Origin of the sequence: Aquilutibacter rugosus, from assembly GCF_036541335.1 — a bacterium.
GTDB classification, from domain to species: domain Bacteria; phylum Pseudomonadota; class Gammaproteobacteria; order Xanthomonadales; family Xanthomonadaceae; genus Aquilutibacter; species Aquilutibacter rugosus.
The window spans coordinates 242,599-256,018 of the sequence record NZ_JAZHBO010000001.1; the positions used below are offsets into that span (position 1 = coordinate 242,599).

Genomic DNA, 13,420 nt, shown 5'->3' on the forward strand with positions numbered 1-13,420 from the left:
CTAAATTAAATGCTTAGACCGCGGACGCGCCGCCGACGATTTCCGAGATTTCCTGGGTAATGGCGGCCTGACGGGCCTTGTTGTACACCAGGTTCAGGGTATCGATCAGCTTGGTAGCGTTGTCCGATGCGGCCTTCATGGCGACCATGCGCGCGGCATGCTCGGAGGCGACGTTTTCCAGCACGGCCTGGTAGACCAGCGACTCGATGTAGCGGGTCAGTACGTGATCGAGCACTTCAGGGGCGCTCGGTTCGTAGATGTAATCCCAGTCGTGCTTGGCGATGGGCGCGTCCGAGGCCGGCAGCGGGAGCAGCTGCTCCGTCACCGGCTTCTGCGTCATCGTGTTGACGAAATTGTTGTAGCAGACGAACACGCGATCAATGGTGCCGGCACGATAGCCATCGAGGGCCACACCGATGACACCGATCAGCTGTTCCAGATGCGGCGCGTCGCCAAGGTGCGTAACCGAAGCGATGATATTGACATCAAGACGGCGGAAGAACACCGACGCCTTGGTACCGATAGTCACCAAGTCCACCTCGACGCCCTTGCTCTGCCATTGGCGGAACTCGGTGACGAGCTTGCGGAACATATTGTTGTTCAGACCGCCGGCCAGGCCGCGGTCCGACGACACGATGACGTAGGCAACGCGTTTCACGTCGCTACGTTCCACCATGTACGGGTGACGGTAATCGGTACTGGCCTGGGCCAGGTGACCGATCACCTGCTTCATCACGCGGGCATAAGGACGGGATACTTTCATCCGGTCCTGCGCCTTGCGGATCTTGGAAGCCGAGACCATTTCGAGCGCACGCGTCACCTTGCGGGTGTTTTGCACGCTCTTGATCTTCGACTTGATTTCGCGGCCGCCTGCCATAGTCTCAGTCCGTCTCCGAAATTACCAAGTGCCCGTCGACTTGAACTCGGCGATACCGGCCTTGAAGGCGTTTTCGATGTCGTCGTTCCAGTTACCGGTGCCGTTGACGTCATCCATCAGTTGGCCCTTGGTGTTGTCGAAGTGAGCATGCAGACCTTCTTCGAAGGCCAACAGTTTGCTGACCGGCACGTCGTCGAGGTAACCCTCGTTCACGGCGTAGATCGACAGCGCCTGCTTGGCAATCGGCATCGGTGCGTATTGCTTTTGCTTCATCAGTTCGGTGACGCGCTGACCGCGTTCGAGCTGCTTGCGAGTGGCTTCGTCAAGGTCAGAAGCAAACTGGGCGAAGGCCGCCAGTTCACGGTACTGAGCCAGAGCGATACGGATACCGCCGGACAGCTTCTTGATGATCTTGGTTTGAGCTGCACCACCGACGCGGGAGACCGAGATACCGGCGTTAACGGCCGGACGGATACCGGCGTTGAACAGGTCGGTTTCCAGGAAGATCTGGCCGTCGGTGATCGAAATCACGTTGGTCGGAACGAAGGCCGAGACGTCGCCGGCTTGCGTTTCGATGATCGGCAGCGCCGTCAGCGAACCGGTCTTGCCGGTGACTTCGCCGTTGGTGAACTTTTCGACGTAGTCTTCGGACACGCGGGCTGCGCGTTCCAGCAAGCGGCTGTGCAGATAGAACACGTCACCCGGATAGGCTTCACGGCCCGGCGGACGCTTGAGCAGCAGCGAGATCTGACGGTAGGCCACAGCTTGCTTGGACAGGTCGTCGTACACGATCAGGGCATCTTCGCCGCGGTCCATGAAGTATTCACCCATGGTGCAGCCGGAGTAAGCCGAGATGTACTGCATGGCAGCCGATTCGGAAGCCGTAGCGGCGACGACGATGGTGTGATCCATCGCGCCGTTTTCTTCGAGCTTGCGGACGATGTTAGCGACCGTCGAAGCCTTCTGGCCGATGGCAACGTACACGCACTTGATACCGGTGCCCTTTTGATTGATCACGGCGTCGATGGCCATTGCCGTCTTACCGGTCTGGCGGTCACCAATGATCAGTTCGCGTTGACCGCGACCGATTGGGATCATGGAGTCAACCGACTTGTAACCGGTTTGGACCGGTTGGTCGACCGACTTACGCCAGATCACGCCCGGAGCGACGCGTTCAACCGGAGCACTTTGCGAAGTGCCCAGCGGGCCCTTGCCGTCGATCGGCTCACCGAGAGCGTTGACGACGCGGCCCAGCAGTTCGCGACCGACCGGCACTTCGAGAATGCGGCCGGTGGTTTTGGCGACATTGCCTTCGCGCAGGTGTTCATAGTCACCCAGAACCACGGCACCGACGGAGTCACGCTCCAGGTTCAGCGCCAGGGCGAAGGTGTTATTCGGCAGTTCGATCATTTCGCCTTGCATCACATCGGCCAGGCCGTGGATGCGGACGATACCGTCGGAGACGGAAGTGATCGTGCCTTCGTTGCGTGCTTCCGCGCCGAGCTTGACGTTCTCGATGCGGGTCTTGATCAGCTCGCTGATTTCAGACGGGTTCAACGTGGTTTGCATGGGAGTTCCCTGAAAAATGTTGGCTTAATGGCCGATCGCGTTCTGAAGCGAGGCGAGCTTGCCCTTGATGGAGCCGTCGATCACGACATGGCCGGCGTCGATGATGGCGCCGCCGATCAACGATTCGTCGACTAGCGGTTCAATCTCGACTTCACGACCGAATCGGCGCTTGAGCGCCTCACGGATCGCAGCCAGTTCGGAGTCACTGGCCGGCGTCGCGGTGGTGACCTTAGCTTTCACGACCTGATCCGCCTCGTTGCGCAGTTGTTCAAACAGGCCGGCAATTTCCGGCAGCAACGGCAGACGGCGATTTTCCGCCAGGGTGGACAGGAAGCGCGTCAGCGCTTCATCGGCACCGTCCATGACCAGCAGGCCGACGGCATCGCCGGTGCTGAGCAAGGGATGACCGAGAACCGCTTTGGCTTCGGGCTGTGCCGCCACCTGCGCTGCGAACGAAAGTGCCTTCGACCATTGGGCCGTGGCATTGCGTTCACTAGCGGCCGCAAAGGCGGCGCGTGCGTAGGGTCGTGCAAGGGTGAGAGCTTCGCTCATTTCTTTAAGCGTCCTTCAATTACAACTGAGCAGCCAGTTCATCGAGCAGCGACTTGTGAGTCGAAGCATCGATTTCCTTCTTCAGCAGCTTTTCGGCACCGGACACGGCCAGCGCGGAAACATGCTTACGCAGTTCCTCACGGGCGCGGGTTGTAGCAGCGTCAATCTCGGTCTGGGCCAGTTCCTTTTGGCGGCCGGCTTCGGCTACCGCTTCGGTCTTGGCTTGTTCCAGGATTTGCGTTGCACGTTGGTGTGCTTGGTCGATGATCTCGTTGGCCTTGACACGAGCGGCCTTGAGTTCACCGTCCGCCGCTTCCTGAGCGGCGGCCAGTGTCTTCTGGCTGTTGTCTGCGGCGGCCAAACCCTCAGCGATTTTTTGCTGACGGGCCTCAATGGCGGCGATCAGCGGCGGCCAGATGAATTTCATCGTGAACACAATCAGGATCACGAACGAAATCAATTGGCCTAAGAAAGTCATGAGACTGGGGTTCACGACGTGCCCTCTCTAAGAAGCTTGATGGGAGTGCAGATTAGTGAGCAGCAGCGGCAGCGGCCGGAGCAGCTTCAGCAGCGGCACCTTCCAGCTTCGAGGTCAGCGGGTTGGCGAATGCGAAGAACAGGGCAACAGCCAGACCGATGATGAAGGCGGCGTCGATCAGACCGGCCAGCAGGAACATACGGCCTTGCAGCATCGGAACCAGTTCCGGTTGACGAGCAGCCGACTCAAGGAACTTAGAGCCCATCAGTGCGATACCCAGACAGGCGCCCAAGGCGCCCAGGCCGATGATGATGCCGATGGCAATGGCGGTCATGCTTTGAACGTTGGCGATGAATTCCATGGTGATAACTCCGAGGTGATTTAAAACAAAGGGAAAGGTGAAACGAAAACTACTTAGTGATGCTCACGTGCGCCGGCGATGTAGACGACGGTGAGGATCATGAAGATAAAGGCCTGCAGCAGGATGATCAGGATGTGGAAGATACCCCAGGCTGCGTTGGCAATGACGCCCGGCACAAAGGTAGCCCAGCTGGTCATCAGACCGGCGATCAGCATAAACACCAGCTCGCCGCCGTACATGTTGCCGAACAACCGCATGGCCAGCGAAATCGGCTTGACCAGCCATTCGATGACGTTCATCAGCAGGTTGACAGGAATCAGCACGATTTGCATGAAGCCGTGTGCGTGGAACGGTGCCGTGGCCAGCTCCTTACCGAAACCGCCCACACCCTTGGCGCTGATGGCGTGACCGATCAGGATGAAGAACACGCCGACCGACAGAGCAAAGGTGGTGTTGAGGTCAGCCGTAGGAACCAGACGGAAGTACGAATGCTCTGCCACTTCGGCGCCTTGCGTCGCGGTCACCAGCGTGCCCGGCAGATCCAACGGGATCAAGTCCATGGTGTTCATGAACACGACCCACATGAAGATGGTCAGTGCCAGCGGCGTGACGGAATTGCGGTTGCCGTGGAAGGTGTCTTTGACCTGGCCATCGATAAATTCGACGACCATTTCGACAAAGGCTTGCCCCTTGGAAGGCACGCCTGCCGTGGCTTTACGCGCATAGAAGCCAAACCACAGGATAAAGATCAGACCCAGAACCAGCGACACCGCCCAGGTGTCGAAGTGGAACGGTTGGCCACTGACCTCAGTTACGTTGTGGGTCAAGTGGTGCTTGATGTATTCGTTAAGACCGCCGGCCACTAATCACACCTTATTGCGCAAGTTAATAAGTTCGGCCGCCAGCGGTGCCAGGATGGCAACGATAACGGCAATCAAAAGGGGTAGTGGCGGCCAGCCGCGCGCAACGCTAAACACCATTGCAGCGACCACCAGCAACCACTTAACACCGAGCCCGACCAGCAAGCGCATAAATGCGAGACCTGCGGCCTGAGCCCTACCACCGAGCGCAACGCGAGCACCCAACCAGCTGCCAGCTACGACCCCTAACCCACCTGTCAACGCCGCGAGCGCGGGTTCCCACCGATGTTGTAGTGCAAAAAACACTAGCGCCGTCAGGACCGTGGCTACCAGACCGAACCCGGCAGCGTGTCGGGCGTGGCGGCGGCCTGCGGACAAAGGGTTGTACACGCGGGACTCGTTGGTTGTCAGGGGTTGGCGTCGAAACGCTCAGTGAAGCCGCAAGAGTATAAACCGCAGCTAAAAATTGAGCAAGCAGGCAAGTAATTCATTTCTCTAGGATTTTCCTTTTTCGGCCCGCCGAGGCCGTTATTTGGGCCACTTCTACAGGATGTGACGGCCGTCACCTATTTAGACGGAACCGCTCGGCTCCGGGTGCGGTCCTATCTTACGGAGCGACTTGGTTTAACTCCTCGTCCCTAAGCTCTCCAAGGCACCTCGCTCCGTTATAAGCCCTGACCCCGGTCCCTGGTCAGGGCTTTTTTTTGTCGGAACGGCGTTGCAGCGCCACATTCCTCGTCTCTACACGTCATTTTTTATGGATTTGTGAAGGCTTCACATGGAAATCTTCACGGTGCAATAACATGGCGACATGACATCGCTCCCACTTTTCGAAACCGAGCCGGTTTCGGCCATTGCCTTCATTAGCCCTGCTAAGCCGGGACTCCAGCCTCAGGACATCGACTGGTTCCTGATCGAAGGCCGTGCGTTTGCCCAAGAACACGGGCTCACCGGTGTCTCGCTCTACTGCGGTGATCAGTTTTTCCACTATGTCGAAGGCACTCGCGCCGGCATACGCGCCGACCTCGAAAGGGTGAGTTCCGGCAAATTGCATCAGCCACCCGAGATCCTGATGCAGACCACCGAGACCACGCGTCACTTCAACTGTTGGTACATGGGCTTTACCGACTGCACCAACTCGAGCGCGCAGGAGCAATCCAACATTGACTGGCAAGCCATCCTACCGACCACTCGCGATACGCCCGATATGTCGAAGGGCATTCAACTGGTGACGCTGTACTGGAGTAAGTGGATCGCAGGCATGCGGTGAGAAGCAACTTAGGAATCAAAAATCAAAAAACAAAAAAAAGCGCCGGCCGGGTTGCCCCCATAGCCGGCGCTTTTGTTCTTACTTTTTTGATTTTTGATTCTTGATTTCTTATTTTTTCTTAGGTATGTACAAGTCGGTGATGGTGCCGTCATACACTTCGGCTGCCATGCCCACCGACTCACCCAAGGTCGGATGCGGATGGATCGTCGCGCCGATGTCATGCACTTCGGCACCCATTTCGATTGCGAGACCGATCTCGGAAATCAGTTCACCGGCGTGCACGCCGACAATACCGCCACCGATGACGCGATGCGTGGCTTCGTCAAAGATCAGCTTGGTAAAGCCCTCGGTGCGACCAATACCGATTGCGCGACCACTGGCTGCCCATGGAAACTTGCCGACGCCAATCTTTAGACCCTTGGCCTTCGCCTCGGTTTCGGTGACACCGACCCATGCGATTTCGGGGTTGGTATACGCAACCGAAGGAATGACTCGCGCGACCCATTCGCGCTTTTCGCCAAAGGCAACTTCGGCGGCGAGCTTGCCTTCGTGCGTGGCCTTGTGCGCGAGCATGGGCTGACCGACCAGATCACCGATTGCAAAAATATGCGGGGCGTTGGTGCGCATTTGGCGATCGACCGGAATAAAGCCGCGATCGGTCACGGTGACGCCGGCCTTGTCCGCACCGATCTTGCCGCCATTCGGCGAGCGGCCGACAGCGACGAGGACGCGATCAAACACGGCGCTTTCGGGGGCTTTCCCACCCTCGGCAGCGGGCTCGAACTGCACGCGAATGCCATCGGCACCGGCTTGCGGATTGCTGGCTTTCACGCCCGTGTAGAAGGCGATACCTGCAGTTTTCAGGCGTGCCGTCAGTGGTTTGACCAGATCGGCATCGGCGCCCGGCATCAGCTGATCGGCAAACTCAACCACCGTCACTTTGCTGCCAAGCGCGCTGTACACCGTGGCCATTTCGAGACCGATGATGCCGCCACCGACCACGAGCAAGGAGCCCGGAATGTCGGCCAGGTTCAAGGCATCGGTCGAATCCATGATGCGCGGATCGTCCCATGGGAAGCCAGGCAACTTCACGGCTTGCGAGCCGGCAGCGATGATGCATTGTTCGAACGCAATCAACGTGGTCTTGCCGTCGTCGGCGGTCACTTCGAGTTCGTTCGGACTGATGAACTGACCGGTACCCTGCACCGTGCGCACCTTGCGTTGCTTGGCCATACCGGCCAGGCCCTTGGTGAGCTGACCGACCACTTTCTCCTTGTAGGCACGGAGTTTGTCGATCTCGATTTGCGGCGCACCGAACGTGACACCGAAATCACCGGCATGCGCTGCGGATTCGATGACTTCGGATGCGTGCAGCAAGGCCTTGGACGGGATGCAGCCGACATTGAGGCACACGCCACCCAGGCTGGCGTAACGCTCAACCAGCACGGTATCCATGCCCAGATCGGCACTGCGGAAGGCCGCAGTATAGCCACCCGGACCCGCGCCCAGAACCAGCATGCGGCAGGTGACATCGGCGGTACGGCCACTGGCTCCGGCGGCTGTTGGTGCCGGTGCAGCAGGTGACTGGGCAACAGGTGCCGGTGCAGTTGGCGAAGGCGCGGTGGGCGCCGACACCGCAGCGGGCGCCGGTGCGGCAGCAGCCGACGAAGCGGCCACGGCGGCATCGCCTTCGGCTTCGATGACGGCGACGACACTGCCTTCGGAAACGGTGTCGCCCACTTTGACGGACAGACTGCGGATCACACCGGCCTGCGAGGCCGGCACTTCCATGGTGGCTTTGTCGGACTCGAGCGTTACCAGCCCCTGATCGACTTCGACGCGATCACCGACCTTGACGAGCAACTCGATGACGGGAACGTTGTCGTAACCGCCGATATCAGGAACTTTCAGTTCAATGGTCGCCATGTGTGTGCCCTCAGACCAGTGCGCGACGCATGTCGCCCAGCAGTTTGGACAGGTCCGCAGCGAAGCGGGCGGCGGCGGCGCCATCAATCACGCGATGGTCGTAGCTCAACGACAGCGGCAAAATCAGACGCGGCACAAATTCCTTGCCGTTCCAGACCGGCTTCATATCCGAGCGCGAGACACCGAGGATGGCGACTTCGGGTGCGTTGACGATTGGCGTGAACTTGGTGCCACCGATGCCGCCCAGTGAGCTGATCGAGAAGCAGCCGCCGGTCATGTCTGCAGGGCCCAACTTGCCATCGCGCGCTTTCTTGGCCAGCTCCGACATCTCGACCGCGATCTGCGAGACGGACTTTTTATCAACGTCGCGAATCACCGGCACAACCAGGCCATTCGGCGTATCGGCGGCAAAGCCAATGTGCACGTATTTCTTGAGGATCAGGTTCTCGCCATCGAGCGAGCTGTTGAACGTGGGATATTTGCGCAGCAAGTTAGCGCAGGCCTTGATCAGGAAGGCCAACATGGTGAACTTGACGCCTTGCTTTTCGTACTCTTTGTTGAGCGACTGGCGCAGGGCTTCGAGTTCGGTGATGTCCGCGTCTTCGTGCTGCGTGACGTGCGGAATCATGACCCAGTTGCGGGCCAGGTTCGCACCCGAGATCTTTTGGATGCGCGACAGCGGCTTGGATTCGATCTCGCCGAACTTGGCAAAATCAACCTTGGGCCAGGGCAGCAAGTTGAGTTCGCCGCCACCGGTGACTCCACCGGCGGTAGCGCCGCTACCGGCTGCGTTGCTCAGAATGCCCTTCACGAACTGCTGCACGTCTTGCTTGCTGATGCGGCCGTTGCGTTCGGATCCCTTTACTTGCGACAGATCCACGCCGAGCTCGCGTGCAAACAGGCGGATGGCCGGCGATGCATACGGGACCTTGGAAGGATCGACCGCATCGGCATCGAACGCGACCGGTGGTGTGGACGGCGCGCCGGCGCTAGGCGCTGCGTTGTCGTGCGGCGTTTGCGGTGCGGCGGCTTGAGCCGGCGTGCCGGTTGCCGGTTCAACCCGCTCACCGGTTTCGGCAGCAGGAGCGCTCGCGGCCGGCGCCGGGGCGGCGGCCGGTGCCGGTGCGGCGGCAGTCTCACCCGCGGCCAGCTCGATCTCGGCGATGGCGCTGCCTTCGGACACGGAGTCACCGACTTTGACCAGAATCGCCTTGACCACACCGGCGGCGCTGCTGGGCACCTCCATGGTGGCCTTGTCCGACTCGAGCGTCACCAGACCCTGATCGAGAGAGACGGTGTCACCTACATTGACGAGAATTTCAATGACAGGGACGTTGTCATACCCGCCAATGTCGGGAACGAGAGCTTGAATGGTGTCGGCCATGATGCGAGTCAGAATCGAGGGGCAATGGCCTTTTATTGTGCCGCATTGGCCCCGCATTGGGTACCATGGTTAATTGACTGATTCCGGACGGTGACCATGCCCTCTTTTGATGTTGTGTCCGAAGTGGACACCCACGAACTGACCAATGCCATCGACCAGGCCAATCGCGAGCTGAGCACACGCTTTGATTTCAAGGGCGTCGATGCCAAATTCGAGCGCGAGGATCAGGTCATTGTGCAGTCGGCACCCAGCGAGTTCCAACTTCAGCAGATGCTGGATATCCTGCGTGCGCGCCTGATCGCCCGCGGTATTGACGTGCGTTGCCTGGATTTTGGCGATGTCGAAACCAATGTCGCCGGTTCGCGCCAGAAAATTACCGTGCGCCAGGGTATTGAGCGGGATCTGGCGAAAAAAATCCAAAGCAAGATCAAAGATGCCAAGCTCAAGGTGGATTCGCAAATCAACGGCGACAAGTTGCGTGTCACCGGCAAAAAGCGCGATGACCTGCAGACCGCGATGGCGCTGCTGCGCGGTTCCGAGTTCGAGCTGCCCTTGCAGTTCGACAATTTCCGCGACTGAGGCACTGACATGACCCACCCCGACGAAGACGAGGTCCTCGCCCGCACCCGCCAGTGGATCGAGCGCGCAGTGATCGGCCTGAATCTGTGCCCGTTCGCCAAAGCCGTCTACGTCAAGCAGCAAGTCCGGCTGATCGTGAGCGACGCCACCACCGAAACGGCCTTGCTCGCTCAACTGGGCGAAGAGTTGTCCCTGCTCCGCGACACCCCACCCGATCAGATTGACACCACGCTGATCGTGCATCCGCAAGTGCTGCAGTCCTTTTTGGATTACAACGATTTTCTCGACTTGGCCGATGGCCTGGTCTCGGAGATGGGACTGGAGGGCGATATCCAAGTGGCGTCGTTCCATCCGGATTATCAGTTCGCCGACACCGACCCCGATGATGTCGGCAATAACACCAACCGCTCGCCCTACCCGACTTTGCATCTGCTGCGCGAGGCCTCGATTGACCGTGCCGTGGCAGCGTATCCGGATCCTTCGCTACTGTTTGAGCGCAATATCGAAATTGTCGAGGAGCTCGGCGCGGACGGGTGGGACCGCCTAATGAATAGCGAGTCGCACTAGCCCCACTGGCGTTTGATCTCGCTGACCGAATGACGGACCAGTTGCTCAAGCACCTGCAGATCGACATCGGCCAACTTGCGAATGTATAGGCAGGATTTTCCCATGCGATGCTTGCCAAGACGCTCGAACAGTTCCTGACTGTCCTCGGCACCGGCCATTAAATACACCGTGATGTCCTTAGCGCGGTTGGCAAAGCCCGTGACCGCCCACTCGCCAGAATGGCCACTGGCATATCGGTACTGATAGTGATCAAATCCGATAATGCTCGGGCCCCACATCACAGCGGGTTTGCCGGTCACGCGCTGCATCAGTTCGTGCAGTTGCAGCAAGTCGCTGCGACGTGCCTCGTCAGGAATCTCTGCGATGAACTGTAGAGGATCAACCGCTGTGGGTTTGGTCTTGGCTTCGCTCATGCATACAGCTTAGCAACTCGCAAGGCGTCATCGAGCAAACCGGCCGCGGTGACTTGCGCGCCGGCACCCGGCCCTTGAATCACCAGCGGTTGTTCGCAATAGCGGTCACTCCAGATCGCGATGCGGTTGTCAGTCCCGGCACCGCCTGCCAGGGGATGCGACGGTGGTAGTGACTGCAGACCGACCTGCGCCTGCCATTGGCCGTTGGAGTCGCGTTCGAGCACTGCCAGATGACGCAGCACCTCGCCCTGGCGATAAGCCTGCGCAAATGCCTGCTTCAGCGGAGCATCCAGCGCGTCAAGCTGTTCGATGGCTATGTTTGCGGGCAATTCACGCAATGACTCGGGCACCAGCGACTGCACCTGCACGGCCTCGGATGCGAGCGCCACCCCGGCACTACGGGCAAGAATCAGAATCTTGCGGCGGACGTCTTCGCCTGAGAGGTCGTCGCGCGGATCGGGTTCGGTGTACCCCTTAGCGCCCGCTTCTCGAACCCAACCGCTAAACGGACGCATGCCGTCGTACTGATTGAACAGCCAGGCCAACGAGCCCGACAGCACTCCGGCAATGCGCGTGATGCGGTCACCGCCTTCGCGCAGTTCACGAATGCTGCGGATCACCGGCAAACCGGCACCTACCGTGGCACTGTCCCCGTACTGCGTGGAGCCCAGTTCGCGCGCACGCTGCAGAGCCTCGAACCGCTGCAAACCGGCGCCCTGCCCCAACTTGCACGCTGTCACCACGTGGATGCCGCGTTCGAGCCACTGTGCTTGACGGGCTGCAACAATGTCGCTGGCAGTCGCGTCAATAATGAGACGCAGACCGGTGGCGCCCAGACTGGATTCGACCGCATCCAAGTCAGCAGCGCTAATGCTTGGCGATCCTTGTAGCGTGCGAATGCCATTGCTTTGGCCAGCGCGCACCTGTTGTGCAACCGTCAGCGGGCAAACATCAACATCAACCCGGGCAGCGTGGCGCGAGTTGGCCACATGCACGATGCGTAACGGATGCTTGAATTCCTGCGCCTGCCACTGCTGCAGGCGATCCAGGACTGCACTACCCACAGTACCCAGGCCCAGCAGTGCCACCTTCACTTCCTGCGCCGGTGCGTGGGTCGCGAAGGCCGAGCGGACCACCGCGCTCATGCCGCTGCTTCCGGGCAACAGACGAACGCATCTGCAACCGCATCGAGAGCTGCGCGAAGATCGGCGACCAGATCATCGGCATGTTCGATGCCCACCGACAGACGCAGCAGGCCTTCGCTGATGCCAGCCTCCAGGCGCGCCTCGGGCGACATGGCGGCATGGGTCATGGTGGCCGGGTGCGCAATCAGACTCTCGACACCGCCTAGGGATTCCGCCAGCGTGAACAGTTGCAGCGACTCGACCAGGGCCTTTGCGGCGTCACGCCCGCCGATCAGTTCAAAACTCAGCATGGCACCAAAACCCTGCTGCTGGCGTGCTGCGATGGCATGGCCCGGATGCGCGGGCAGACCCGGATAATGCAGTGCCGCCACCGCCGGATGCGAGTTCAGCAGCTCCACGATCGCCTGCGTGTTGTCCTGATGCACACGCAGGCGCGCATCCAGAGTGCGCAAACCGCGCAGGGTCAGGAAGCTGTCGAAGGGCGAACCCGTCAGGCCCAGGCAATTGGCCCACCAGGTCAGTTCGGTATGCAGGGCGGCGTCGGCAGCCACCACGGCGCCGCCGACCACATCGCTATGGCCATTGATGTATTTGGTGGTCGAATGCACCACCACGTCGGCCCCGAATGCAATCGGCTGCTGCAGCGCCGGCGACAGGAATGTGTTGTCCACTACCGCCAAGGCACCGACGGCATGCGCCGCACCGATCACCGCTTCGAGATCGGTAATACGCAGGAGCGGGTTCGACGGCGTTTCAATCCACACCACTTTGGGCTGACGTGCCAAGGCCTGCTGCCAGGACTCGTTACAAGTCAGATCCGCCGTCACCAGTTCGAAGGCACCCTTGGCCGCCAACGCATTGAACAGGCGCCAGCTGCCGCCGTAGCCGTCGTGCGGAACCACCAGCACATCACCCGGACGCAGCAAGGCGTTCACCACCAGATTGATGGCGCCCATGCCCGTGGCGGTAATGACGCCGCCGGCGCCGCCTTCGAGATCGGCAAGTGCCTGACCCAGCAGATCCCGCGTCGGATTGCCGCTGCGCGTGTAGTCGTACTGACGCTTCTGATCAAAACCCACAAAGCTGAAATTGCTCGACAGCACAATCGGCGGCACCACGGCACCATGCGCGATGTCGCGATCAATACCGGCACGAACGGCGGTGGTCGTCAGGGAAGTTTTGGCTGCAAAGGTCATGGTCGCTCCGGTCTCGAATAAGGGTCAAAACGACCATCGAGTGGATTGCGACGAGCTGCCCCCAATTAGGGCGCGACACGTAGCCATCTGCCGATACGAAGACCGTACCGCTGGAATTGGCACCTGGCATCGCAGCTGGGCTGCGGCTCGGTTGCCCCGACGTCAAAGGGCCAGTCCCTCGGTCGGTCTCGATGGTATGAGCGCAGTCTGACAGGTCTTTTTTTACTTGTCAATCTCTTCATG

Annotated in this window: 15 protein-coding genes and 1 riboswitch; of the genes, 3 read left to right on the top strand and 12 right to left on the bottom strand. The window is 59.9% G+C overall.

Going from position 1 to position 13,420, the window contains the following annotated elements; genetic code table 11:
- Positions 1–13: 13 nt before the first annotated feature.
- From atpG to V3390_RS01215, 7 genes are read right to left on the bottom strand one after another with little or no spacing between them, the layout of a single operon-like run.
- Positions 14–877 (bottom strand): F0F1 ATP synthase subunit gamma, encoded by an 864-nt coding sequence (gene atpG / locus V3390_RS01185; protein WP_331689795.1) that lies wholly within the window; start codon positions 875–877, stop codon positions 14–16.
- Between the two features lie 21 nt (positions 878–898).
- Positions 899–2,446, bottom strand: coding sequence for a F0F1 ATP synthase subunit alpha (gene atpA, locus V3390_RS01190; protein ID WP_331689794.1), 1,548 nt, complete (start codon positions 2,444–2,446; stop codon positions 899–901).
- A gap of 24 nt (positions 2,447–2,470) precedes the next feature.
- A complete protein-coding gene (locus tag V3390_RS01195) occupies positions 2,471–2,998 on the bottom strand; it encodes a F0F1 ATP synthase subunit delta (protein ID WP_331689793.1) in 528 nt (175 codons plus the stop codon).
- A gap of 19 nt (positions 2,999–3,017) precedes the next feature.
- Positions 3,018–3,476 (bottom strand): F0F1 ATP synthase subunit B, encoded by a 459-nt coding sequence (locus V3390_RS01200; RefSeq protein ID WP_331689792.1) that lies wholly within the window; start codon positions 3,474–3,476, stop codon positions 3,018–3,020.
- 52 nt (positions 3,477–3,528) lie between these two features.
- Positions 3,529–3,837 (bottom strand): F0F1 ATP synthase subunit C, encoded by a 309-nt coding sequence (gene atpE, locus V3390_RS01205; protein ID WP_331689791.1) that lies wholly within the window; start codon positions 3,835–3,837, stop codon positions 3,529–3,531.
- Positions 3,838–3,890: 53 nt separating this feature from the next.
- Entirely contained in the window at positions 3,891–4,700 is an 810-nt protein-coding gene (gene atpB / locus V3390_RS01210) for a F0F1 ATP synthase subunit A (protein WP_331689790.1), read from the bottom strand.
- A 3-nt stretch (positions 4,701–4,703) separates the two neighbouring features.
- The gene (locus tag V3390_RS01215; RefSeq protein ID WP_331689789.1) at positions 4,704–5,087 is read right to left on the bottom strand and encodes a hypothetical protein; all 384 of its coding nucleotides are present in this window, start codon (positions 5,085–5,087) and stop codon (positions 4,704–4,706) included.
- A 421-nt stretch (positions 5,088–5,508) separates the two neighbouring features.
- On the opposite strand from V3390_RS01215, the gene V3390_RS01220 reads away from it, so the two are divergent.
- Positions 5,509–5,967 carry a BLUF domain-containing protein gene (locus tag V3390_RS01220; protein ID WP_331703010.1) on the top strand — a complete coding sequence of 153 codons (459 nt, stop codon included), beginning with the start codon at positions 5,509–5,511 and terminating at the stop codon, positions 5,965–5,967.
- Between the two features lie 108 nt (positions 5,968–6,075).
- Here the strand turns inward: V3390_RS01220 and lpdA are convergent, their stop codons facing one another.
- Positions 6,076–7,893 carry a dihydrolipoyl dehydrogenase gene (gene lpdA, locus V3390_RS01225; protein ID WP_331703012.1) on the bottom strand — a complete coding sequence of 606 codons (1,818 nt, stop codon included), beginning with the start codon at positions 7,891–7,893 and terminating at the stop codon, positions 6,076–6,078.
- A gap of 10 nt (positions 7,894–7,903) precedes the next feature.
- Positions 7,904–9,277 carry a dihydrolipoyllysine-residue acetyltransferase gene (locus V3390_RS01230; RefSeq protein ID WP_331703014.1) on the bottom strand — a complete coding sequence of 458 codons (1,374 nt, stop codon included), beginning with the start codon at positions 9,275–9,277 and terminating at the stop codon, positions 7,904–7,906.
- A 96-nt stretch (positions 9,278–9,373) separates the two neighbouring features.
- On the opposite strand from V3390_RS01230, the gene V3390_RS01235 reads away from it, so the two are divergent.
- Positions 9,374–9,856 (top strand): YajQ family cyclic di-GMP-binding protein, encoded by a 483-nt coding sequence (locus V3390_RS01235; protein WP_331689785.1) that lies wholly within the window; start codon positions 9,374–9,376, stop codon positions 9,854–9,856.
- A 9-nt stretch (positions 9,857–9,865) separates the two neighbouring features.
- Positions 9,866–10,423 (top strand): DUF1415 domain-containing protein, encoded by a 558-nt coding sequence (locus V3390_RS01240; RefSeq protein ID WP_331689784.1) that lies wholly within the window; start codon positions 9,866–9,868, stop codon positions 10,421–10,423.
- Here V3390_RS01240 and V3390_RS01245 read toward each other — a convergent pair.
- Genes V3390_RS01245 through metB form a run of 3 tightly spaced genes read right to left on the bottom strand, consistent with a single transcriptional unit; the run spans position 10,420 to position 13,177 of the window.
- Entirely contained in the window at positions 10,420–10,836 is a 417-nt protein-coding gene (locus V3390_RS01245; protein WP_331703015.1) for a DUF1801 domain-containing protein, read from the bottom strand. The genes V3390_RS01240 and V3390_RS01245 overlap by 4 nt on opposite strands.
- Entirely contained in the window at positions 10,833–11,981 is a 1,149-nt protein-coding gene (locus V3390_RS01250; RefSeq protein WP_331703016.1) for a homoserine dehydrogenase family protein, read from the bottom strand. Before V3390_RS01250 ends, V3390_RS01245 begins: the two co-directional genes overlap by 4 nt.
- Positions 11,978–13,177, bottom strand: a complete 1,200-nt coding sequence (gene metB, locus V3390_RS01255) for a cystathionine gamma-synthase (protein WP_331703017.1) — start codon at positions 13,175–13,177, stop codon at positions 11,978–11,980. Before metB ends, V3390_RS01250 begins: the two co-directional genes overlap by 4 nt.
- Positions 13,178–13,257: 80 nt before the next feature.
- Positions 13,258–13,375: riboswitch (SAM riboswitch) on the bottom strand.
- Positions 13,376–13,420 lie beyond the last annotated feature (45 nt).

Coding starts and splice junctions, on each gene's coding strand:
- V3390_RS01200 (WP_331689792.1), bottom strand. CDS start 3,476: ATGACTTTCTTAGGCCAATTGATTTCGTTCGTGATCCTGATTGTGTTC.
- metB (WP_331703017.1), bottom strand. CDS start 13,177: ATGACCTTTGCAGCCAAAACTTCCCTGACGACCACCGCCGTTCGTGCC.
- V3390_RS01235 (WP_331689785.1), top strand. CDS start 9,374: ATGCCCTCTTTTGATGTTGTGTCCGAAGTGGACACCCACGAACTGACC.
- V3390_RS01230 (WP_331703014.1), bottom strand. CDS start 9,277: ATGGCCGACACCATTCAAGCTCTCGTTCCCGACATTGGCGGGTATGAC.
- atpG (WP_331689795.1), bottom strand. CDS start 877: ATGGCAGGCGGCCGCGAAATCAAGTCGAAGATCAAGAGCGTGCAAAAC.
- atpA (WP_331689794.1), bottom strand. CDS start 2,446: ATGCAAACCACGTTGAACCCGTCTGAAATCAGCGAGCTGATCAAGACC.
- V3390_RS01195 (WP_331689793.1), bottom strand. CDS start 2,998: ATGAGCGAAGCTCTCACCCTTGCACGACCCTACGCACGCGCCGCCTTT.
- V3390_RS01245 (WP_331703015.1), bottom strand. CDS start 10,836: ATGAGCGAAGCCAAGACCAAACCCACAGCGGTTGATCCTCTACAGTTC.
- V3390_RS01220 (WP_331703010.1), top strand. CDS start 5,509: ATGACATCGCTCCCACTTTTCGAAACCGAGCCGGTTTCGGCCATTGCC.
- lpdA (WP_331703012.1), bottom strand. CDS start 7,893: ATGGCGACCATTGAACTGAAAGTTCCTGATATCGGCGGTTACGACAAC.
- V3390_RS01250 (WP_331703016.1), bottom strand. CDS start 11,981: ATGAGCGCGGTGGTCCGCTCGGCCTTCGCGACCCACGCACCGGCGCAG.
- V3390_RS01240 (WP_331689784.1), top strand. CDS start 9,866: ATGACCCACCCCGACGAAGACGAGGTCCTCGCCCGCACCCGCCAGTGG.
- atpE (WP_331689791.1), bottom strand. CDS start 3,837: ATGGAATTCATCGCCAACGTTCAAAGCATGACCGCCATTGCCATCGGC.